Genomic DNA, 22,901 nt, shown 5'->3' with positions numbered 1-22,901 from the left:
GGGTCAGACCTCGCTGTCCTGGGTTTCGCCCTGGGTCCAGTAGGCGGTCAGGTGGGTGTCGGCGCGGTCGAGGCCGCGGACCTGGACGAAGTGGTGGCGCAGCTCCCGCATGACACCGCGTTCCGCGCCGCCCCACACGCGCCCCTGGCCGTCCGGGAGTTGCAGGGCGGTGGCATGTTCGCGCAGGAGGTCGCCGTGGGCGCGGTCGTGGCGGTGGAGCCAGGTGACGGTGGCGTCGGCCCGGGTGGGCAGGGGCTGTTCCTCGGCCCGGTCGGCGATCTCGACGGCGGCCAGGACCTGGTGGCCCGGGGGGAGTTCTTCGAGGATCGCGCCGATGGCGGGCAGCGCCGTCTCGTCGCCCAGGAGGAGGGTCCAATCGGTGACGGGGGCCACCGGGTAGGCCGGGCTCGGGCCGAACCAGATCACCTCGTCCCCCGGCCGGACCCGCTCGGCCCACCCGGAGGCGAGTTGGTCGGGGCCGTGCAGCACGAAGTCCATGTCGACCTCGCGGAGTTCGGGGCGGTGGTCGCGGATGGTGTAGCGGCGCAGGCGTGGTGTGGCGACGGGCAGCAGGGCTCGGGCCGCCTCGGTCGTGAAGGGCCGGGGCAGTTCGACGCCGGGCTCGTAGAAATACAGGGCGACATGCTGATCACCCCCATTGCTGCTGAATTCTGACAGGTCATCACCTCCCAGGGTCAGCCGGACCATGCGGGGCGTGATGCGGCGCATTCTGCGCACGGTGGTCACATGTATGCGCCCTGGCCTGCGGTTTCGGCGCTCGTCGGTCGCGGCCGTACTCATGGCGTGCGGACTCCTCATGACTGATCGGGACGGTCGGCTCCCTGAATCCTGCCCGGAAGCGATAGGTTAGGCATACCTTACTTCCGGCTGCGTTCCGATGCGGCCGGAAGATCTCTCTGTTTCTGAACGAAGGAGTGAACATGGCACGTTCACGTTTCCTGTCCGGACCGGTGGAGCGCAGGCGCGTCCTCGGCGGACTCACGGGTGCCGCGGCGGCGTTAGGGCTGACGGCCTGTGGCGTGAGCGAGTCCGACGGCAAGACGTCGGACGGCGGCTCCAAGGAGCCGTCCGGCGCGGCGACGCGCAGCCTGGAGACGGACAACGGGACCGTGAAGGTCCCGCAGGATCCGAAGCGGGTGGTGGTTCTGGAGAACTACGACGCGTTGATGCTCCTCGACCTCGGAATCGTTCCCGTCGGCATCCCCGACGGGGCGGCCAACCCTCAGCTGCTGCCCAAGGAAAGCTATGAGCAGCTCAAGGGCGTCGCCACGATCGGTGCGTCGGGTACGCCCAACTCCCAGGCCATCGCGGCCCTGAAGCCTGATCTGATCATCGATCAGTTCTACAAGGAGAAGTCGGCTCCGCTCAAGACCATCGCGCCGGTGGCCTACTTCGACTGGCACACCAGCGGGGCGTTCTGGAACGAGCAGATCGCCAAGTTGGCGAAGGCGGTCAACCGCGAGAGCCGGCTGGCCGAGAAGAAGAAGGAGTACGAGGGCCGGATCGCGGAGGTGAAGACCGCCTACCGCAAGCAGATCGAGACCACCACCTGGGCCCCGCTGAGCGGCGGCCCGAACGGCAAGTTCTTCCTCGGGACGCCGCTGGTCACCGTGATGCGCGATGTCGGTCTGCGGATCGGGGCGGGGCTGCCCGAGAAGGAGGCGGGCTTCGTGCCGAAGAGCTACGAGGAGATGGACGTCCTCAAGGACTGCGACGCGCTGATCTACTCGGTGCAGGCCGACGGCAAGGCGACGCCCACCACCCAGCAGCTGCTGGACCACAAACTGTGGAAGGGCGTGCCCGCGGTCAAGGCCGGACGGGCCTTCCCCTCGCGGCACTTCGTGATGGCCAACTACACCTTCGCCATCGCCACGGTCGACGAGATCGAGGGCATGCTCAAGAAGATGTAGCGGGCCGCCGGGCCACGTCGCGCCCGTGGTCCGCGGGGCGCACCCGAGGGGGATCCGGCACCGGCCGGATCCCCCTCGGGCATGCTGCGTCCGGTCAGCCACCGTCGCGCCCGCCGACGACGGGCTCGCTCGTGCCTTGCCGCCGTAGTCCGGCGGCGAGGCCGGCGGCCGTGCGGTGCCGGAAGACGTCTCGCGGGGCGACCTCCCAGCCCCCGGCCCGCAGGACCCCGGCCAGCCGCACCGTGACGATGCTGTCGCCGCCGAGGGCGAAGAAGTCGTCGTCCGCGCCGATCCTGGGCAGCGAGAGCACCTCGGCCATGGCGGCGCACACCGCCCTCTCCCGCTCCCCCTCGGGCTCCCGGCCGCCGACCGCCGCGCCGAAGTCCGGGGCGGGCAGCCGGTCCCGGTCCAGCTTGGCGTTGGCGGTCATGGGCAGCGTCTCCAGCAGAACGACCGCCGCCGGAACGAGGTGCGCGGGCAGCCGCTCGGCGAGCCAGGCCCGCAGCGCGACCGGGTCGGGGGCGGTGCCCGGCCGGGGCACCGCGTACGCGACCAGGCGGCGCACCCCGTCGTCCTCCCGGGCGGTGACGACCGCCCGCGAGAGGTCCGGGTGGGCGGCGGCGACCGTCTCGATCTCGCCCGGCTCGATCCGGAAGCCCCGGATCTTCACCTGGTCGTCGACCCGGCCGAGGAACTCCACCGCCCCGTCCTCGGTCCAGCGCGCCAGGTCGCCGGTCCGGTAGAGCCGGCCGCCGTCGGCGGCGAACGGGTCCGCGACGAAGCGGGTCGCGGTGAGCGCGGCCCGGCCCCGGTAGCCACGGGCCAGTCCGGCCCCCGCGAGGTACATCTCCCCCGGCACCCCGGGCGGCACCGGCCGCAGTCCCGCGTCCAGCAGGTACACCCGGGCGTTGTCCACCGGCCGGCCGATCAACTGCCTTTCGCTGTCCCGGACATGGGCGATCATCGCGTCGACGGTGCCTTCGGTGGGACCGTACAGGTTGACCACGTCGGTGCCGGGCAGCTCGCGCAGCCGGGCCCACTGGCTGTCGGGTACGGCCTCGCCGCCGACGCCGAGCAGCGGCAGCGGGCAGCTCCCGCCCTCGGTCAGCCCGGCCTGCTCCAACTGGGCGAGCACGGTGGGGGCGACCTCGATGAAGTCGATGGCGTGCTCCCGCAGATAGCGGTGCAACTGCTCCGGGTCGCGCTGGATGTCCTCGGCCAGCACATGGACGCAGTGGCCGTGGTACATCCACAGCTGGGGCTGCCAGGAGGCGTCGAAGGAGAACGACCAGGCGTGCCCCACGTGCAGCCGGGTCCGGCCGGTGCGCTCGACGACCGGCTCGTACAGGGCCCGGCGGTGGCTGTGGAAGAGGTTGACGACGCCCCGGTGGGTGATCACGACTCCCTTGGGGGTGCCGGTGGAGCCGGAGGTGTAGATGAGATACGCCGGGTTCTCCGGACGGAGCGGTCGCAACCGGTCGGCGTCGGTGGGCGGTTGGGTCGATCGGGCGGCGAGTGCGGCCGTTGTCCCGGGGGCGTCGAGCAGCACGGTGGCCGGGTGTCCGGTCCGTCCGGCGAGGGCGGTGGTGGTGAGCAGGAGGGCGGGCGAGGCGTCGGCGAGCATGAACGCGAGGCGTTCGGCCGGGTAGTCGGGATCCAGCGGCAGGTAGGCGGCTCCGGCCTGGTGCACGGCCAGGACGCTGATGAGCATCTCCTCGGTACGCGGCAGCATCAGCGCCACGAGATCCTCGGGTTCGACGCCCCGGGCGATCAGTTCGCGGGCGAGGCGGGCGGCGCGCGCAGACAGTTCGCGGAAGGTCAGGGTCGTGTCGCCGCAGACCAGGGCCGGGGCCTCGGGGTCCGTGGCGGCCGCCTCGGCGAAGAGGTCGGGCAGGGTCCGGTCCGGGTGGGGCCGGGGGGCGGGGTTCCAGTCGTCGAGAACGCGGTGGCGCTCGGCCTGGTCGAGCGCCTGGAGGCGGTGGACGCGGGTGTCGGGGCGGCTGCTCACCTCGGCGAGCAGATGGACGAGCCGGCCCAGCAGGGCGGCCGCCTCCTCCGGCCCGAAGAGGTCGGGCCGGTATTCGAGGGTGAGGTGACCGCCGGGGACCACGGCGAGGGTCAGCGGGTAGTGGGTGGCGTCGGTGTGTTCGCTGCCGGTGACGGCGAGTTCCCCGGACCGCTCCGCGCGGCGCAGCCCTTCCCCGTCGACGAAGTAGTTCTCGAACACCAGCAGGGTGTCGAAGAGTTCGCCCGCTCCGGTGCTCCGCTGGATGTCGGCCAGACCCAGGTGCTGGTGGGCGGAGAGCTTCGCCTGCTCCGCCTGGAGCCGGGCCAGTGCCTGGCGTACGGTGCCGCCAGCGCGCAGGTCGACCCGGACCGGCAGAGTGTTGATGAAGAGGCCCGTCATGCTCTCGACCTCGTCGAGCTCCGGCGGCCGCCCGGACACGGTGGCTCCGAGGACGACGTCCTCGCGCCCGGTGTGCCGCGCCAGCAGCAGCCCCCAGGCGAACTGGATCACCGTGTTGAGGGTGACGTCGGCGCTCCTGGCGAGCGACTGGAGCCGTTCGCGCAGCGCCTCGTCGAGCCGGTGCGGGATCCGGTCGGACAGGGCGGGTCGCCTGCCGGGGTCGGCGGGGGCGATGAGGGTCGGTTCCGTGATCCCTTCCAGCGCCTCTCGCCAGGCGTCCTTCGCCGCCCGCTCGTCCTGGGCGGTGCGCCAGGCCAGGAAGTCCCTGAACGACCGGCGCGGGGCCGGGGGTTCGGCGGGGCCGGTGAGGGAGGCGTACAGCGACAGCAGTTCCTGGATCAGGACGGGCACGGACCAGCCGTCGAGGATCGCGTGGTGGTTGGTGACCAGCAGGGCGTGTTCCCGCTCCCCCAGGCGCAGGAGCCGCAGGCGCAGCAGCGGTGGCGCGGTGAGGTCGAAGGGCCGGGTGCGCTCGTCCTCGGCGAGCGCCCGCAGGGCGTCCTCGCGTGCGTCGGCGGGCTCGGGGCGCAGGTCGTTCTCGGTCCAGTCGGGGGCCACGTCGTCGAGCACGATCTGTACGGGACGGCTTCCCGCGCCGACGAAGGCGGTGCGCAGCCCGGGGTTGCGGTCGAGCAGTCCGGCGTAGGCCCGGCGCAGGGCGGCCGGGTCGAGGTCGCCGGTGAGGCGCAGGGCGAGCTGCATGGTGTAGACGTCGAGGTCGTCGCCCGCCAGGTGGGTGAGGGCGTACAGCCCTTCCTGGAGCGGGGTGAGCGGCCAGATGTCCTGGAGGGCGGGCCACCGTTCCCGGAGCGTGTCGAGCTGCCCCTGGTCCAGTCGTACGAGGGGGAAGTCGGACGGGGTGTGGACCGGGTCGGCCGGGGCGTCGGCGAGGGTGCGCAGCGCCTCGCACCACAGGTCAAGGAGGCGTTCGGCCCCGGTGGCGTCGAGGATGCCGGTGGCGTACGTCCAGCGGGTGGCGAGCCTGGGGCCTTCCGGGCCGTCGACCGTGGAGGAGATGATCTCCAGCGGGAAGAGGACCGGGACGGTGTTGCGGACCGGGCGCAGGGCGGGCAGCGCCTCCGGGGCGGGCGTCCACGCGGCCGGTTCGGCGTCGGCCGTGCCGCCGGGGCCGGAGAAGCGGCCGAGGTAATTGAGCACGATCTCCGGGGTGCGGGAGGGGCCGGCCGGGTCGTCCAGGTGGTGCAGCAGCCCGTGTCCGATGCCCTGGTCGGGCGTCTCCCGCAGATGTTCCTTGACGGCCATGAGCGCGCGGCGGGCCTCGTCGCCGGGTGCAGCGGTGGCTGCGGAGAGGTCCGGCGCGACCGGGTACCAGCTGGTGAACCAACCGACGGTGGTGGATAGTTCGGCTCCCGGCACGACGCTCTCCTCGCGCCCGTGCCCCTCGACGGCGATCACGTCGTGCCCCGAGGGCTCGGCGCGTTCCTCGCGCCAGCGGGCGAGGGCGAGGGCGGCGGCGGCCACGAGGACGTCGTGGACGGAGCCGTGGACGGCGGCGGGGACGCGGGTGATCAGGGCCAGGGTGAGGTCGGGGTCCAGGGTGCGTTCGAGGTGGGCGACGGTCTCCTGGGTGTCGCGGGCCGGGTTGAGGGGGCGGGCTCCGAGGGCGGGGGCGTCGCGCTCCTCGCGGGCCCGCCAGGCGGGGGCTTCGGCGCGGCGGGCCGGGGTGGTCGCGGCGTCGGCGAGCCCGAGGGCCCACTGCCGGAAGGAGGTGGAGTCGCCGGGCGGGGCGGGCGGCTTTCCGGCGAGGACGTCGTCGTGGGCGGCGGCGAGGTCGGCGGTGATGATCCGCCAGGAGACGCCGTCGACGGCGAGGTGGTGGATGACCAGGACCAGGCGCCCCGTACGTCCGGGGCCCCGGTCGCACCAGACGGCCCGCACCAACTCGCCTTGTTCGGGGTTCAGTTGGTCGACGGCTTCGGCGGTCCGGGCGGCGGTCAGCTCCGCCGCCCGCTCGGCCGTCTCCCCCGCCGCGTCCACCGGGAGCAGCATAGGGTCGGCGGACGGGTCCGTGGGCCCGGGGATGTGCAGGGCCTGATGGCCGGGCTCGCCCACCAGGGCGGCCCGCAGCATCGGGTGACGGTCCATCAGCCTGCCGAGGGCGGCGGTCAGGGTGGCGCGGGTGGCCTCCGGCGGGGTGACGAGGTGGGCGTACTGGTGGAGGCCGTCGATCGGCCCCTGCTGGAGCGCCCACCGCATGATCGGGGTGAGCGGGGCCCGTCCGGCGGGATCCAGTCGGGGCACGGCGGTGGGTCCGGCGGTCGCGGCGACGCGGGCGAGCGCCGCCGGGGTCTTGTGCTCGAAGACGTCCCGGGGGGTGAGGGCCATTCCGGCCTTGCGAGCGCGGGCGACCAGTTGGATGGAGAGGATGCTGTCGCCGCCGAGGGCGAAGAAGCTGTCCTCGGCCCCGGCCGCCGGAATGCCGAGCAGTTCGGCGAAGAGCGCCGTGAGCACGGCCTCCCGGATGCCGCGCGGCGCGATGGCGGTGGCCGTGGCGGCGAGGTCGGGGGCGGGCAGTGCGGCGCGGTCGAGCTTGCCGCTGGGGGTGAGCGGCAGGGCGTCCAGGGCGATCAGGGCGGTGGGCACCATGTGGTCGGGCAGCCGCCGGGAGATGCGTTCGGTGATCTCCCCGGTGTCGGGCGAGGTGCCGTCGGCGGGGACGAGGTAGCCGGTGAGCACCGGCCGTCCGGGGGTGTCCTCGCGCAGGACGACGGCCGCCGCGGCGACCCGCCGGTCCTCCGCGATGACGGCCTCGATCTCGCCGAGTTCGACGCGCAGTCCGCGCAGCTTGATCTGGCCGTCGGTGCGGCCCACGTAGACCAGTGCGCCGTCCGCTCGTCGTCGTACGAGGTCGCCGGTGCGGTAGAGGCGTTCCCCCGGCGCGCCGAACGGGTGGGCGACGAAGCGGTCGGCGGTGAGGGCGGGCCGCCCGTGGTAACCGCGGGCGAGCTGCGGGCCGCTCAGGTACAGCTCGCCGGTGACACCGTCCGGGACGGGGCGCAGTCCGGCGTCGAGGACGTACGTACCGGTGTTGTGGACGGGGCGGCCGATGGGCACGCTCCCGTCCGGCTCCCCGGTGGCCTCCCAGGCGGTGACGTCGATGGCCGCTTCGGTGGGCCCGTACAGATTGTGCAGGCTCGCGCCGGGCAGGACGCGGCGCACCGTCCGGGCCAGGGAGGCGGGCAGTGCCTCGCCGCTCGCGATGATCCGGCGCAGTCCGGTGCAGTCGGCGGCGCGGGGTTCGGCGGCGAAGGCGGCCAGCATGGAGGGGACGAAGTGCACGGTGGTGACGTGGTGCCGGATGATCGCCCCGGCGACCTCGGCCGGGTCGCGGTGGAGCCCGTCGGGCAGGACGACGAGGGCCGACCCGGTCAGCATCGGCAGGAAGAACTCCCATACGGAGACGTCGAATCCGGCCGGTGTCTTCTGCAGGACGCGGTCCTCGGCCGTGAACGGGAAGTGGCCGGCCATCCACCGGAGCCGGTTGACGAGGGCCGTGTGGGTGATGACGACGGCCTTGGGGCGGCCGGTGGAGCCGGAGGTGTAGAGGACGTACGCGGCGTGCTCGGGGCGCAGGGCGGGGTGGACTCCGGTGGCCAGGGCCGCGTGCTGTTCGGCCCTAACGTCCGGGGCGTCCAGCTCCAGCACGGTGAGGCCGTCGGGGACGGGCAGCCGCTCCCGGAGCGCGGTCAGGGTGATCAGGAGGCGCGGGCCGGCGTCGGTGAGCATGTGGGCGACGCGTTCGGCCGGGTACTCCGGGTCGACAGGCACATAGGCTCCGCCCGCGCGCTGGACGGCGTGCAGGGCCACGACCAGGTCGGCGCTCCGGGGCAGGGCCACGGCGACCCGGGCCTCGGGGCCGACGCCCCGGTCCCGCAGGAGGGCGGCGAGCCGCCCCACGCGCCGGTCGAACTCCTCGTACGAAAGGGTGTCCTCGCCGTCGATCAGGGCGGGTGAGGACGCCTCAGCGGCGTACCGCTCGGCGAGGAGGTGCGGCAGGGACACTTCCGGCAGGGGGCGTTCCTCTCCGGTGGAGGCCGCGAGCACCCGGGCCCGTTGCGGGGCACTGAGCACGGCGGCCCGGTGGACGGGGAGTTCGGGTCGGGCGACCAGAGCGGCGAGGAGGGTGACGTAACGGTCGGCCAGGGCCTGGGCGGTGGCACGGTCGAACAGGCTGGTCTGGTAGATCAGCATGCCGTTGATGCCGGCCCCGTCGGGTCGCTCCGCGAGGGTGAACTGGAGGTCCAGCTTGGCGACTCCGGGGTCCGCGCTGACCGGGGTGACGTCGAGTCCGGGCAGCGTGAAGGTGTCCTCGGAGACGTTCTGGAAGACCAGCAGGACCTGGAAGAGCGGGTTGCGGGCGAGGGTGCGCTCCGGGGCGACGATGTCGACGAGCTGCTCGAAGGGCAGGTCGGCGTGGTCGAAGGCGGCCAGGTCGGCGTCCCGGACCCGGGCGAGCAGTTCGTGGAACGTGGGGCGGCCGCTCAGGTCGGTGCGCAGGACGAGGGTGTTGACGAAGAAGCCGATGAGGTCGTCGAACTTCTCGTCGGTGCGGCCGGCGACCGGGGTGCCGAGCGGGATGTCGGTGCCCGCGCCGTGCGCGGAGAGGAGGACGGCCAGGGCCGCCTGGACCGCCATGAAGACGCTCGTGCCGTTGCGGGCGGCGAGGGTCCGCAGGTCCGCGTGGACCGCCGGGTCGACGGCGAAGGCGACGGTGGCCCCCTCGTGGGTCTCCTCGGCGGGGCGCGGGCGGTCGTAGGGCAGGGCGAGTTCGTCGGGCGATCCGGCGAGCGTCCGCTCCCAGAAGGCGGCCTGGCGGGCTACCTGGCTGCCGGGGTCGCTCAGCTCGCCGAGGACCTCGCGCTGCCAGAGCGCGTAGTCGGCGTAGTCGACCGGGAGCGGCCGCCAGTCGGGGCCGGTGCCGGTGACGCGTGCGGTGTAGGCGGTGCGCAGATCGTCGACGAGGGGGCGCATCGACCATTCGTCACCGGCGATGTGATGCAGCGTCAGCACCAGGACGTGGTCGGATTCGGTGCGCAGGAGCTGAGCCCTGAGCGGGATCTCCTCGATGATGTCGATGGGCTGGGTCACCCGGGCCCGCAGCGCCGCTTCGAGGTCCGCCTCGGCGACCTCCGCCACCTCGGCGACGGCCCGGTCGCAGACGGCGCGGGCGCTCTCCTCCTCAAGGATGTACTGGTGGGGCAGCCCGTCCGCGTCCGGGTAGACGGTGCGCAGGCTCTCGTGGCGGGCGACGACATCGCCGACGGCCAGCCGCAGCGCCTCCCGGTCCAGTTCCCCGCCGAGGCGGACCACGATGAACAGGTTGTAGGTGGCGCTGGGGCCGTCGAGGCGGTGCAGGAACCACAGTCGGCTCTGCGCGAACGACAGCGGGATCCTCTCGCCGGGGCGGCGTTCCCGTCGTACGGGGGCGGTGCGGGCGACCGGGCGCGGCAGGACGGTCCGGGCGAGTGCGGCCGGGGTGGGGTGCTCGAAGATGTCGCGCAGGGCGACTTCGACGCCGAGGGTGGAGCGGAGCCGGTTGGCGAGCTGCATGGCGAGCAGCGAGTGGCCGCCGAGGTGGAAGAAGTCGTCGTCGGGTCCGGCGTGGGCGAGGCCGAGGACATCGGCGAAGAGCTCCCCGAGGACGGCCTCGCGGGCGTCCCTGGGCGCGCGGGCCCGCTCCCCTCCGGAGGCCTGGGGTGCGGGCAGGGCCGCCCGGTCGACCTTGCCGTTGGGGGTGAGGGGCAGGGCGGGCAGCTCCATGACCACCGAGGGCACGAGGTGCTCGGGCAGCCGTTCGGCGAGGTAGGGGCGCAGGCCGGTGGCGGTGCCGGTGACGTAGGCGACGAGGCGTACCGCGCCGCTCGGGTCGGGCAGGCCGACGACCACGGTGTCGGTGACCTCGGGGTGGGTGCGCAGGACGGCCTCGATCTCGCCGGGCTCGACGCGGTGGCCGCGGACCTTCAGCTGGTGGTCGGTGCGGCCGAGGACGGACAGGGCGCCGTCGTCCTGGAGGCGGGCCAGGTCGCCGGTGCGGTACATCCGGCTGCCGGGTGCGCCGTACGGGTCGGCGGTGAACCGGGAGGCGGTGAGCGCGCCCCGGCCGAGGTAGCCGCGGGCGAGCCCCGCGCCGCCGATGTACAGCTCGCCGGGCACACCGGGCGGCACCGGCCGCAGCCAGGGGTCCAGGACGCGCAGGGTGGTGTTGTGCAGGGCGTGTCCGACGTGCGGGGTTCCGCCGTCGGGGGCGAGGTCGGCGACGGTGGACCAGATGGTGGTCTCGGTCGGCCCGTAGAGGTTGAGCAGCCGCGCTCCGCCGGTGGCGAGGCGTTCGGCGAGGTCGGCCGGGAGCGGTTCGCCGCCGCTCAGGACGCAGAGGCCGTCCAGCAGCCCCGGTGCGGCGTCGATGATGCCGCGCCACAGGGACGGGGTCGCCTGGAGGTGGGTGGCTCCGGTGCGCTCGGCGAGGGCGGACAGCAGCAGCGGGTCGAGGACCTCCTCCCGCCGGGCGAGGATGACGGCGGCCCCGGTGACGAGCGGGACGAAGAGTTCCAGGGCCGCGATGTCGAAGCTGACGGTGGTGACGGCCAGCAGCCGGTGGCCGGGCCCGGAGTCCAGGCTCTCGGCTATCGCGTTGAGGAGGTTGGCGAGGGCCCGGTGGGTGACGACGACGCCCTTGGGGTTGCCGGTGGAGCCCGAAGTATGGATGACGTACGCGGTCGCCTCGGGCGCGGGCGCGGTGCCGGGCAGTTCGGTGAGGGGGCCGGCGTACGGTCCCGGGGCCAGGACCGGGTGGTCGGGGCGGATGACCAGCAGCGGGTCGGAGTCCGCCAGGAGGTAGGCGACGCGGTCGGCCGGGAAGTCCGGGTCGACGGGTACGTAAGCGGCTCCGGTGGCGGAGACCGCGAGCAGCACGGCGACCAGGTCGGCGCTCCGGGGCAGGGCGACGGCGATCAGCCGCTCGGGGCCGGCCCCGAGGTCGCGTAGTCGGCCGGCGACGGCGGTGACCCGGGCGGCGAGGTCGGCGTAGCTCCACTCCTCGTCGCCCGCGAGCAGCGCGGGCGCGTCGGGCGTCTCGGCGGCCTGGTGCAGGAAGCGTCCGGCGAGGCCGAGCGGGGTGACGGCGCGCGTGGGCCCGTCGAGGCGGGCGGGCTCGGCGAGGCCGGGCAGGACGGCGGCGGCGGTGGCGTCGGGGTGGTCGACGAGCTGTTCCAGGACGGCGAGCAGCCGGTCGCCGATGGTGGCGACCTGATCGGCGGTGAGGAGCTCGGGGCGGTGGTCGAGGGCGAGGGCGAGGCGGTCGCGGCCGGGCAGGGCGACCAGGACCAGCGGGTAGTGGGTGGCGTCGTGGCCACGCGCTCCGGTGACGAGCAGTCCGGCCCGCTCCTCGGTGCGGCGCAACTCCTCGGCGTCGACCGGGAAGTTCTCGAAGAGGACGAGGGTGTCGAAGAGTTCACGGTGTCCGGCGAGGCGCTGGAGCTCGGCGAGCGGCTCGTACTGATGATCCATCAGCACGGCCTGTTGCGCCCCGAGTTGTTGTACGAGTGCGGCGATGCTCTGGTCGGGGCGCGCGGTGACCCGGGTGGGCACGGTGTTGATGAACAGACCGATCATGTCGTGCGAGCCGTCGAGGTCGGCGGGGCGTCCGGAGACGGTGACGCCGAACGTCACGTCGGTGCGACCGGTGAGCCGGCCGAGCAGCAGGCCCCAGGCGCTCTGGAGCACGGTGCTGACGGTGACGTCGCGGGCGCGGGCGAAGGCGTGGACGCGGGCCACCAGGTCGTCGGGGAGCGGGATGTCGACGCGTTCGGGCGTGCCCGCGGGCATCGCGGCGGCTTCCGGGACGAGCCGGGTGGGACCGTCGATCCCGGCGAGGGCCTGCTGCCACAGGCTCTGCGTCGTGGCGCGGTCCCGGTCCTTCAGCCAGAGCAGGTAGTCGCGGTAGGGGCGGGGCGCGGGTCCGGGCGTGCCCCGGTAGAGGGCGAGCAGGTCCTGTACGAGCAGCGGCCCCGACCAGCCGTCGAGAAGGATGTGGTGGGAGGTGACGGCGAGCAGGTGCCGGCGTTCGCCGAGCCGGACGAGGGTGAGCCGCAGCAGTGGCGGGGCGGTCAGGTCGAAGCCCTGCCGCCGGTCGGCCGCCAGGATGTTCTGCGCCCGGCCCTGTCGCCGCCCCTCGGTCAGCTCGGGTGAGGTGAGGTCGTAGGCGTGTACGGGGATCTCGGCCTCGGCCGGGATCACCTGGAGCGGGTCGGCTCCCCGGCGGCCGTGGAATCCGGCCCGGAGGTTGGGGTGGCGGGCCAGGAGGGCGCGTCCGGCGCGGCGCAGCCGTTCGGGGTCGAGGTCGCCCTCGATGTCGAGGGCGGTCTGGGTGGTGTAGACGTCGGGTCCGTCGCCCTCCGCGCCGAAGCCGGTGAGGAAGTACAGCCCGGCCTGGAGCGGGGAGAGCGGCAGCAGGTCGGCGAGCGGGGCGCGGGCCTCCAGGGCGTCGATCTCCGGCTGGTCGACCTCGACGAGCGGGAAGTCGCCGGGGGTGTGCCCGCCGGCCGCCGGGTCGTCCAGCAGGCGGGCCAGGCCGCGCAGGTGGGTGGTCCAGAGGGCGGCGAGGCGCTCGACCTCCGCGGTCTCCAGCAGCCGCCCGGGGAAGCTGAAGCCGGCCTGGAGGGCAGGCCCGTGGGGGCCGTCCACGACGGAGGCGTTGAGCGTGAGGGTGTGCGAGGCGGGCAGCGCGTCGTCCGCTCCGCCGCCCAGCGATCCGGTCAGGGCCGGGCTCCAGGGGGCCGGTGAGCCGGACCGGCCGGTCGTGCCGGAACTCCCGAAGCGGCCCAGGTAGTTGTAGGCGATGCGCGGCTCGGGCAGGGCGGCGAGGGTGTCGCGCAGTTCGGGATGCAGATGGCGCAGCAGGCCGAAGCCGAGACCGTTGTCGGGTGCGGCCCCCAGCTGTTCCTTGATCCGCTTGACCGCGCCCACCAACTCGTCGCCGCTCGACCGGCCGAGGCCGCCCAGGCCGCCGAGGTCCAGGCGTACGGGGTGGACGGCGGTGAACCAGCCGACGGTGCGCGACAGTTCGGCGTCGGGCACCAGGTGGTCGGCGCGCCCGTGGCCCTCGATGTCGACGAGGACCGGCTCGGTGTCGCCGCGCCAGGCGGCCAGCGCCAGGGCGAGGGCGGTGACGAGGAAGGCGTCGGGGCCCGTGTGGAAGCGTTCGGGGAGGTCGGTGAGGAGGGGCAGGGTGTGCTCGGGCGCGAGTTCGACGGGGACCGTCGTCACGGTGGCGAGGGTGTCCCGGGCCGGGTCGAGGGCGGGCAGGGCCGCTCCCCCGTCGCGGAGGACGGTGGTCCAGTGCGCGGCCTCGGCGGCCCGTGCGGGTTCCTGCGCGGCCCGTTCCAGGCCCTGCGCCCAGTCGGCGAAGGAGGTTTCCACCGGCGGGAGTTCGGCGGTACGGCCGTGGCGTGCGGCTTCGAGGGAGGTGGCGAGGTCCTGGGTGAGGATGCGCCAGGAGACCCCGTCGACGACCGCGTGGTGGATGAGCAGGGCGAGCAGCCCGCCCCGGTCGGGCCCGGCGTCCAGCCAGACGGCCCGGACCATGGCTCCGCCGTGCGGGTCGAGCAGCCGGGCGGCCTCGCGGGCCCGGGCGCGCAGGGTGGGCAGCAGCTCCTCGTCAGCGGTCTCGACGGCGTCGATCCGGGTCAGCGGCGTCGGCCCGGAGGCGTCGCCGGGGGCGGGGATCTCCAGGGTGCGGTGGGTGAGCCGGGCCCGCAGGACGTCGTGGTGGTCGAGGACGCGTTCGAGTCCGGCGGTGAGCTGTTCGGCGGTCGCTCCGGCCGGGGTGTGCAGGACGGTGGACTGGTGGTAGTCGGCGATGGGCCCGCCGCGCTCCACGAGCCGGCGCAGAATGGGGGTGAGGGGGGCGCTGCGCGCGGTGCGTTCGACGGGGGCGGCGGTGTCGTCCACCGTGCGGGCGAGGGCGGCGAGTTGTTCGACCGTACGCCGTTCGAAGACATCGCGGGGGCTCAGGCGCAAGCCCCGGCGGCGGGAGGCCCCGACGAGCTGGATGGCGGAGATGGAGTCGCCGCCGAGGGCGAAGAAGCTTTCCTCGACGCCGACTTCGGGCAGGTGGAGGATCTCGGCGAAGAGGGCGGCGAGTTCCTTCTCCCGGTCGGTGCGGGGTGCGGTGCCGCCGCCGGTGGCGGTGAAGTCGGGGGCGGGCAGCGCCGATCGGTCGGTCTTGTTGGCGGCGGTGAGCGGCAGCGCGTCGAGCAGGACGACGGCCGCGGGGACCATGTGGTCGGGCAGCGTCTCGGCGGCCCAGGCGATGAGGTCCGCCGGCCGGGGGTCGCCGCCCGGGGCGGGGACGGCGTGGGCGACGAGGCGGCGGACGCCCCGGTGGTCGGTGTGGCCGGTGACGACGGCCTGGGCGAGGCCGGGGTGGGCGGTGAGGCGGGCCTCGACCTCGCCGGGCTCCACACGGAAGCCGCGGATCTTCAGCTGGTGGTCGGTGCGGCCCGCGTACTCCAGCTCGCCGCGTTCGTTCCAGCGGGCCAGGTCGCCGGTGCGGTACATCCGGGTGCCGGGCTCCCCGAACGGGTCGGTGACGAAGCGGTCGGAGGTGATCAGCGGGCGGCCGAGGTAGCCGCGGGCGAGGCCGGGGCCGCCGATGTACAGCTCGCCCAGGACGCCGGGGGCGACCGGGCGCAGGGCGCTGTCCAGGACGTAGGCGCGCTTGTTGACGTCCGGGGGGCCGATCGGCACGGGTCCGCCGGTCCACGCGGCCGGGACCTCCCAGGTGGCGGAGTTCACCACGGCCTCGGTGGGCCCGTAGGCGTTGAACAGGCGGTGCCGGCTCGCCCAGGCGCGGACGACCTCGGGGGGCAGTGCCTCGGTGCCGACGATGAGGGTCATGCCCTCGGGGAGGGAGGCGTCGAGCGGCAGAGAAGCGACGACGGTCGGCGGGATCACGGCGAGGGTGACGGCGGCCCGGTTCAGGAAGTCGGCGAGCGGCGCGCCGGCGCGCTCCTCCTCCGGGACGATCACCAGGGTGGCCCCGGAGAAGAGGGAGTTGGCGAGTTCGCAGAAGGTGACGTCGTAGCTGGGCGACGCGAACTGGGTGACCCGGTCGCCGGGCCGGGTGGCGAAGCAGGCGTTGGCCCAGGCGATGAGGTCGACGAGCGGCCGGTGTTCGACGAGGACGCCCTTGGGCCGGCCGGTGGAGCCGGAGGTGTAGATGAGGTACGCGCCGTTGTGCAGCCGCAGCGGGGCCCGGCGGTCGGCGTCGGTGGGGTTGTGGTCGGGCGGACCGCCGGGCAGCCGGTCGGTCGTGATGACGGTCGTGTCGCCGGACCAGGCGGTGTGGTCGGTGCCGGAGTGGGCGAGGACGACGGTGGCTCCGCTGTCGGCGATCAGGCCGGTGAGGCGGTCGGCGGGCTGGTCAGGGTCGAGCGGGGCGAAGACGCCGCCCGCCTTGCCGACGGCGAGCTGCGCCACGTACACCTCGGCTCCCCGGCGCAGGGCGACGCCGACGACGTCCTCGGGGCCGACGCCCGCCGCGATCAGGGCGTGGGCGAGCAGGTTGGCGCGGCTGTTCAACTCGGCGTACGTGAGGACGCGTCCGGAGTCGTCGACGGCGGGCGCGTCGGGGTGCGCGGCCGCCTGCCGCTCGAAGAGCACGGGCAGGGTGGCGGGCTCCACGTCGACGGTGTCGGCGTTGAAGGTGCGCAGCACCCGGTGGCGCTCCTCGATGGTGAGGAGGTCGGTGCGGGGCAGCGGGCGGTGCGGGTCGGCGGTGAACTCTTCGACGGCGCGGCGCAGTCGGGCGGCGACGCGCGCGGCGTCGCCCGCGCTCAGGGCGTCGGCGCGGTAGCGCAGCCGCAGGACGGGCCCTCCGTCGGCACCGGGGGCGGCGACCAGGGTGAGCGGGTAGTGGGTGGCGTCCCGGCCGGTGACGGCCTCGACGCGCAGCCCGGCGAACTCCTTGGCCCCTGCTGCCGTTTGCTCGTCGGCCCCGGTGTCGACGAGGTAGTTCTCGAACACGCACAGGGTGTCGAACAGAGGGCCGCCGGTGTCGGTGAGCTTCTGGATCCGGGCGAGCGCGACATGGTGGTGCGCCAGAAGGGCGGCCTGTTCGGCGGCGGTGCGCCGGACGAGTTCGGCGAGGGTCTCGTCGTGCCGGATCCGGACCCGCACCGGAAGGGTGTTGATGAAGAGCCCCACCATGGACTCGGCCCCGGCCAGCTCGGCGGGCCTGCCGGAGACGGTGGTGCCGGACACGATGTCCTGACGCCCGGTCATATCGGCCAGGACGAGGGACCACAGGGTCTGTACGACGACGGGCACGGTGACGTCCAGCGCCCGGGCGGCGGCGACCAGGGCCGCGGCGGAGCCGGTGGCCAACTCCACGTCCTGGGCGGCTGGTTCGGCCTGCGGCTGCTCGTCCAGGCCGGGTGCGATGACGGTCGGCCCGTCGAGGTCGGCCAGGGCCTCGCGCCAGGCCCGCTCGTCGGCAGCGGTGTCCTGGGCGGCGGCCCAGGCCAGGTAGTCGCGGTACGGGCGGACCTCGGGCAGTGCGGTGGGCGCGCCGTCGGCGGCGTACAGGGCGAAGAGCTCCTGGACGACGCGGGCGGTGGACCAGCCGTCCAGCAGCAGGTGGTGGTGGGTGAACAGCAGCCGGTGGCGTTCGGGGGCCAGCCGGATCGCGGTGAAGCGGATCAGCGGCGGCCGGGCCAGGTCGAAGCGGGTGTGCCGGTCGGCGTCGGTGAGCCGGAGCACCCGTCGGTCGCGTTCGGCGGGGTCGAGGCCGGAGAGGTCGGCGTCCTGCCAGGGGATGTCCACCGTGTGCGGGACGACGGTCACCGGGTCGCCGTTGCGGCGGGTGCGGAAGGCGGCCTTGAGGTTGGGGTGCCGGGTCAGGAGGGCCTCGGCGGCGCGGCGCAGGCGGTCCGTGTCGAGCGGTCCCGTCAGGTCCAGGCCGAGCTGCACGTTGTAGACGTCCAGCGCGCTGTCGTCGTAGGACGACAGGAAGTAGAGCCCCTGTTGGAGCGGGGACAGCGGGAGTATGTCCTGCAGTCCCTGGGGTGCGCCGGTCACGTGGTCCTCCACTCGTCTTCGAACTCATCGATTTCGTCCTGGCTCAGCGACAGCAGGCCGAGGTCGGACGGGGTGTGCCCGGCGGCCCGGGTGCGGGCGGCTGCCACCAGGGTTTCCAGGGCGGTGCGCCACCAGCGGTCCAGGGCCGCGATCTCCTCGTCGCTCACGAGGCGGCTCGCGTGGTGCCAGCCGACGGAGAGCTCGGTGCCCGAGGGACGGCGCAGTGCGGTGATGTCGAGGTCCACCGCGGTGTGGACGCCGAGCGCGGGGGCCGGTCGCCAGACGGCGGCCGACTCGGGGCTCGGGGTCCAGGGTTCGGGTGCGACGGCGTCACTCTCGCCGACGTCGTAGCGGCCCAGGTAGTTGAAGCCGGTCAGGGGTTCCGGACGGGCGGCGAGCGCGTCTGCGGATTCGGCGTCCAGATGGCGCAGTTGGCCGTATCCGATGCCGTGGTCGGGGACGGCGCGCAGCTGCTCCTTGATCTGCTTGAGGAGCCGTCCGGCCGCGTTCGGGTCGGAGATGGCAGTGTCGGGACCGACTTCCGTGAGGCGCGCCCGGAACGGGTACTGGCTGGTGAACCAGCCCACCGTCCGTGCGGGGGCGGCGACTTCGGGGAGCGCGGCGTCGCGGCCGTGCCCTTCGAGCAGCACGAGGGTGCTGTCCTCGCCGCGCCAGCGGCTGTGGGCGAGGAGATACGCGGTGAGCAGGACGTCCTGTTCGGTGCAGTGGAACGCCGCGGTCACCTCGTTCAGGGCGGGTTCGGCCAGGTCGGCGGCGACGGTGGTGGTCAGCCGGTGGACGGTGTCCGGGGTGTCGGTCGCGGGATCGGGTTCCCGGCCGTACGGGGCGGGCCCGGCCTCGCCCAGTACCTCGCTCCAGTACGGGAGTTCGGCGCGCCGGTCGGGCGCGGTTCCGGTGAGGGCCCGGGACCAGGTGCGGAAGGAGGTCTCCACCGGGGGCAGCGGCGCGTCCGGGTCGGCGCACAGCTGGGCGAGGTCGGGGAGCAGGATCCGCCAGGACACCGCGTCGACCACCAGGTGGTGGGCGACCAGCAGCAGTCGGCCGGGGTGCCCGTCGCCGGGGTCGAGGAAGGCGGCGCGCAGCATCCGGCCTGTGCGCGGGTCGAGTTCGCCGATGGCGGCACGTGAGGCCTCGGTGATCGCCTCCGCGAGGGACGTGCTCGCGTGCGCTTCCACGTGGCGCAGGGCGTCGTCGTCGAGAGCCGGGTCCTCGGGGACGTACAGCGTCCACACGCCGCCCTGTTCGCTCTGATCGCTCTCCAGCCGGGCGGCGAGGACGGGGTGGTGGGCGACGAGACGCGACAGCGCCCGGCGCAGCCGCTCGGCGGTGAGCCCGGGCGGGGTCGTCACCAGGAGGGACTGGTGGAAGGTGCGGTGGTCGCCGCCGCGCCGGCGCAGCGCGTGCATGACGGGGGTGAGCGGGACGGGCCCGGCCCCCGGGTCGTGGACCAGGGCGGCGACCTCCTCGCACCGGGCCACCCGGGCGAGGGCGGACACCGTGCGCTGCTCGAAGACGTCGCGGGGGCTGATCACGAGGCCGCGTCGCCGGGCGGCGCTGACCAGCACGATGGAGGTGATGCTGTCGCCGCCGAGGCCGAAGAAGCTGTCGTGCCTTCCGACGGCGGGCAACTTCAGCAGATCGGCGATGAGTTCGGCGAGGACCTCCTCGGTCGCGTCCTGGGGCCGTTCCCCGTCGGTCGGGTCCGCGACGGCGGGCGCGGGGAGTGCGGACCGGTCCACCTTGCCGCTCACGGTCAGCGGGAAGCGGTCCAGAACGACGACGTCGGAGGGCACGAGAGCCCTGGGCAGGAGACCGGCGCTGTGCGCGATCAGCACGTCGGGCGTCGGCGGCGCGGACGGGTCGTCGGGGGTGACATAGCCGACGAGGCGGGCCGCTCCGGGCAGGTCGTCGCGTACGAGGACGAGCGCGTCCCGGACGCCCGGGTGGCCGAGCAGCGCGGTGCGCACCTCCGCCGGCTCGATCCGTACACCGCGCAGCTTCACCTGGTCGTCGGCGCGGCGCAGATATTCCAGCTCGCCGCGTACGTTCCAGCGGGCCAGGTCGCCGGTGCGGTACAGCCGCTCCCCCGGTGCGCCGAACGGGTCGGCGACGAAGCGTTCGGCGGTCTGTGCGCCCCGGCCGAGGTAGCCGAGCGCCAACTGCGCTCCACCCAGATACAGTTCGCCGATCACCCCGGGCGGCACGGGCCGCAGGGCCGCGTCCAGGATGTAGGCGCGGGTGCCGGCTCCCGGAGCGCCGAGCGGGACGAGGGGCTGTTCACCGGGCACGGCGGTGCGGGCGGTGACGTCGACGGCCGCCTCGGTCGGCCCGTACTGGTTGACGACGGGGGCGGCGAACACCTCGGCGCAGCGCCGCACGAGCTGGTCGGTGAGGGCTTCGCCGCCGCTGAAGATCCAGCGCAGCGAGGTGCAGTGCGCCGCCTCGGGTTCGGCGGCGAACAGGGCGAGCATCGAGGGCACGAAGTGGACGGCGTGGACGCCGTGTTCGCGGATCAGCCGGGCGAGGTGGGCGGGGTCGCGGTGCCCGTCGGGTCCGGCGAGGACGACGGTGGCCCCGGCGAGCAGCGGCCCGGTCAGCTCCCAGACGGAGACGTCGAAGCCGGGGGCGGCCTTGGCCAGCATGCGGTCGCCCGGTCCGAGGGGGAAGCGCCGCCGGTTCCAGGCGAGCCGGTTGGCGAGCGCCCCGTGCGGTACGACGACGGCCTTGGGGCGGCCGGTGGATCCGGAGGTGTGCAGGATGTACGCGGGCTGCGCGGGATGGGGTTCGGCGGGGGCGAGGTCGGCGGGGGCCGTCGGGCGGGGGTCGTCGAGCAGCAGGACCGGCCGGTCGAACCCGTCGGGCAGCAGGCCCCGGTGGGCGCGGTCGGTGAGGAGCACCGCGGGCGGGTTGTCGCCGAGCATGGCGGCGAGCCGGGCGGCCGGGTGGTCCGGGTCCAGCGGCAGATACGCCCCGCCTGCCTGGAGCACGGCGTGCGCGGCGGTGACGAGTTCCGTCGAGCGGGGCAGGAGTACGGCGACGGGTTCGCCGCGGCCCACTCCGTGCTCGCGGAGGAGGGCGGCGAGCGACCGGGCGTCGTCGAGGAGTTCGCCGTACCGGACGGTGCGGTCGCCGTCGATCACGGCGGGGGCGTCGGGCGCCAGGGCGGCCCGCTCGGCGAACTCCTGGGCGATGGAGGGCGGTTGTACGGGCTCCTCGGCACTGTTCCAGGTGGTGAGGAGCTGGTGGCGCTCGGCGTCGGTCAGTAGACGGCAGCCGCCGATGGGCCGGTCGGGCCACTCCGCGAAGGTGGCCAGGACGCGTCCGTACCAGTCGGCGATCCTGCGTACCGTCGTCTCGTCGAAGAGCCCGGTGCGGTAGGTGATGCCGCCGTTCAACGCGCCGTCGACGCCCGGTTCCTGGACCAGCGTGACGGTGAGGTCGAACTTGGCGGTGCGGGTGTGCACCGCGACGGGCTCGCTGGCCAGGCCCCCGAGTTCCGGTCCTTCGGCGGTGCGGGTCTGGTAGTTCAGCATGACCTGGAACAACGGGTGGCGTTCCAGGGATCGTTCGACGTCCAGGAGGTCCACCAGCCGTTCGAAGGGGACGTCGGCGTGGTCGAGTGCGTCGAGGGTGGCGGCCCTGGCGCGGGCCACGAGCTGGGCGGGGGTCGGGTCGCCACCGACGTCGGTGCGCAGGACGAGGGTGTTGACGAAGAATCCGACGAGGTCGTGCACCGCCGCGTCGTCGCGTCCTGCGACGAGCGTTCCCACGGGGACGTCGTCGGTGCCGCCGATCCGGTGGAGCAGGACGGCGAGCGCCGCGTGGGCGACCATGAACGGGGTCGCGCCGGTGCGTGAGGCGAGCCGCCGCAGCCCGGCTGTGACCTCGGCGGAGAGACCGAATTCGACGACGCCTCCGTCGTGGCCGGTGTCCGGGCGGCGGGGCCGGTCCAGCGGGAGGGGCAGTTCGGCCGGGAGTCCGGCCAGCTGGTCCTTCCAGTAGCCGGCCTGTCGACTCATCTCGCTGTCCTCGTCGGTCTCGTCGCCGAGCAGTTCCCGCTGCCGCAGGGTGTGGTCGGCGTACTGGAGGGGCAGCGGCGCCCACGCGGGGGCCCGGCCTTCGGAGCGGGCGGCGAAGGCGGTGGCCAGGTCGTCGAGGAGCGGGCGCACGGACCACTCGTCACCGGCGATGTGGTGCAGGACGAGGAGCAGCACATCGTGGTGCGCGCCGGTGCCGTCTTCCGGGGCCACCCGGAACAGTCCGGCGCGCAGCGGTGTCTCCCGGTCCAGGGCGAAGGGCAGGCCCGCGGCTTCGGACAGCGCGGCGTCCAGGGCGTCCGGCGTCACGGTGCGGACGGTGAGGGGTACGGGGGCGTCGCCCGGGTCGAGGACGCGCTGTACGGCGCGCCCCTCGCGCTCGGGGAACACCGTGCGCAGCACCTCGTGGCGGGCGGTGAGGTCGGCGAGCGCCGACTCCAGTGCCGGTGCGTCGAGGGTGCCGGTGAGCCGGAGGGCGATGGGCACGTTGTACGCGGCGGTGGGTTCCTCCTCCAGCCGGTGGAGGAACCAGAGGCGTTGCTGGGCGGCGGAGAGCGGCGGTTCGGCGGGGCGCGGCCGGTCGACGGGTGCCGTCGGCCGGGCGGTCCCGCGTGCTCCGCGCAGCAGAGCGGCGGTGGCAGCCGGGGTGCGTGCGGTGAACAGGTCGACGACGGACAGCTCCGCGTCGAGGACCGCCCGGGCCCGGCCCACCAGGCTCATCGCGGACAGCGAGTGCCCGCCGCGCTCGAAGAAGTCCTCGTGCGGGCCGAAGCCGGGCAGCCCGAGGGCGTCGGCGAAGATCCCGCAGAGGAGTTCGGTGCGCTGGTCGTGCGGCGGCCGGTGGCCGGTGGCCGCCGGGGCGGCGGCCTCCGGGGCGGGCAGGGCGGCGCGGTCGATCTTGCCGTTCTCGGTGAGCGGGAGCGCCTCGACGGCGACGAGGCGGGCCGGGACCTGGTAGTCGGGGAGGCGGGCGGCGAGGCGTTCGCGCAGGGCCGCGGGGTCCAGGGTGGTGTCCGGTTCGGGTACGGCGTATCCGACGAGGGCGGGGCCGCCCGGGAGGTCGGTGCGCAGGACCACGGCGGCGCGGGCGACGCCCGGTTCGGCGAGGAGGGCCGCCTCGCTCTCGCCGGGCTCGACGCGGTGGCCGCGCAGTTTGATCTGGTCGTCGGTGCGGCCGAGGAAGTCCAGGGCCCCGTCGGGCCGGATGCGCACCAGGTCGCCGGTGCGGTACAGCCGCTCCCCCGGCTGCCCGTGGGGGTCGGCGACGAAGCGTTCGGCGGTGCGGCCGGGGTGGCCGTGGTAGCCGCGGGCGAGGCCGGCTCCGCCGATGTACAGCTCGCCGGGGGT

4 protein-coding genes (1 of these 4 cut by a window edge) are annotated in these 22,901 nt (G+C 74.3%); 1 reads left to right on the top strand and 3 read right to left on the bottom strand.

Annotated features, from left to right (window positions below):
• Positions 1-3: 3 nt before the first annotated feature.
• Positions 4-801 (bottom strand): siderophore-interacting protein, encoded by a 798-nt coding sequence (locus G3I54_RS11695; protein WP_164613782.1) that lies wholly within the window; start codon positions 799-801, stop codon positions 4-6.
• 140 nt (positions 802-941) lie between these two features.
• Here G3I54_RS11695 and G3I54_RS11690 point away from each other — a divergent pair, with 140 nt between their 5' ends.
• On the top strand, positions 942-1,931 hold the full coding sequence (locus tag G3I54_RS11690) for an ABC transporter substrate-binding protein (RefSeq protein ID WP_239144334.1): 990 nt from the start codon (positions 942-944) through the stop codon (positions 1,929-1,931).
• Positions 1,932-2,025: 94 nt separating this feature from the next.
• On the opposite strand, the gene G3I54_RS11685 is transcribed toward G3I54_RS11690, so the two are convergent.
• A complete protein-coding gene (locus tag G3I54_RS11685; protein ID WP_164613779.1) occupies positions 2,026-17,496 on the bottom strand; it encodes a non-ribosomal peptide synthetase in 15,471 nt (5,156 codons plus the stop codon).
• Positions 17,493-22,901: the 3' portion of a non-ribosomal peptide synthetase gene (locus tag G3I54_RS11680; RefSeq protein ID WP_164613777.1), read on the bottom strand. The gene runs 10,152 nt beyond the window's last position; only the last 5,409 of its 15,561 coding nucleotides appear in the window; its start codon lies beyond the right edge, outside the window; it ends in the stop codon at positions 17,493-17,495. The genes G3I54_RS11685 and G3I54_RS11680 overlap by 4 nt, the downstream gene beginning before the upstream one ends.

Origin of the sequence: Streptomyces sp. SID14515 (assembly GCF_010548505.1) — a bacterium.
GTDB classification, from domain to species: domain Bacteria; phylum Actinomycetota; class Actinomycetes; order Streptomycetales; family Streptomycetaceae; genus Streptomyces; species Streptomyces caviscabies.
The sequence above is the reverse complement of the archived record's forward strand: the minus strand, read 5'-3'. Positions and strand labels throughout refer to the sequence as shown.

Excerpts from the sequence above, each read along its gene's own strand:
- G3I54_RS11695 (WP_164613782.1), bottom strand. The coding sequence starts at position 801 with ATGAGTACGGCCGCGACCGACGAGCGCCGAAACCGCAGGCCAGGGCGC.
- G3I54_RS11690 (WP_239144334.1), top strand. The coding sequence starts at position 942 with ATGGCACGTTCACGTTTCCTGTCCGGACCGGTGGAGCGCAGGCGCGTC.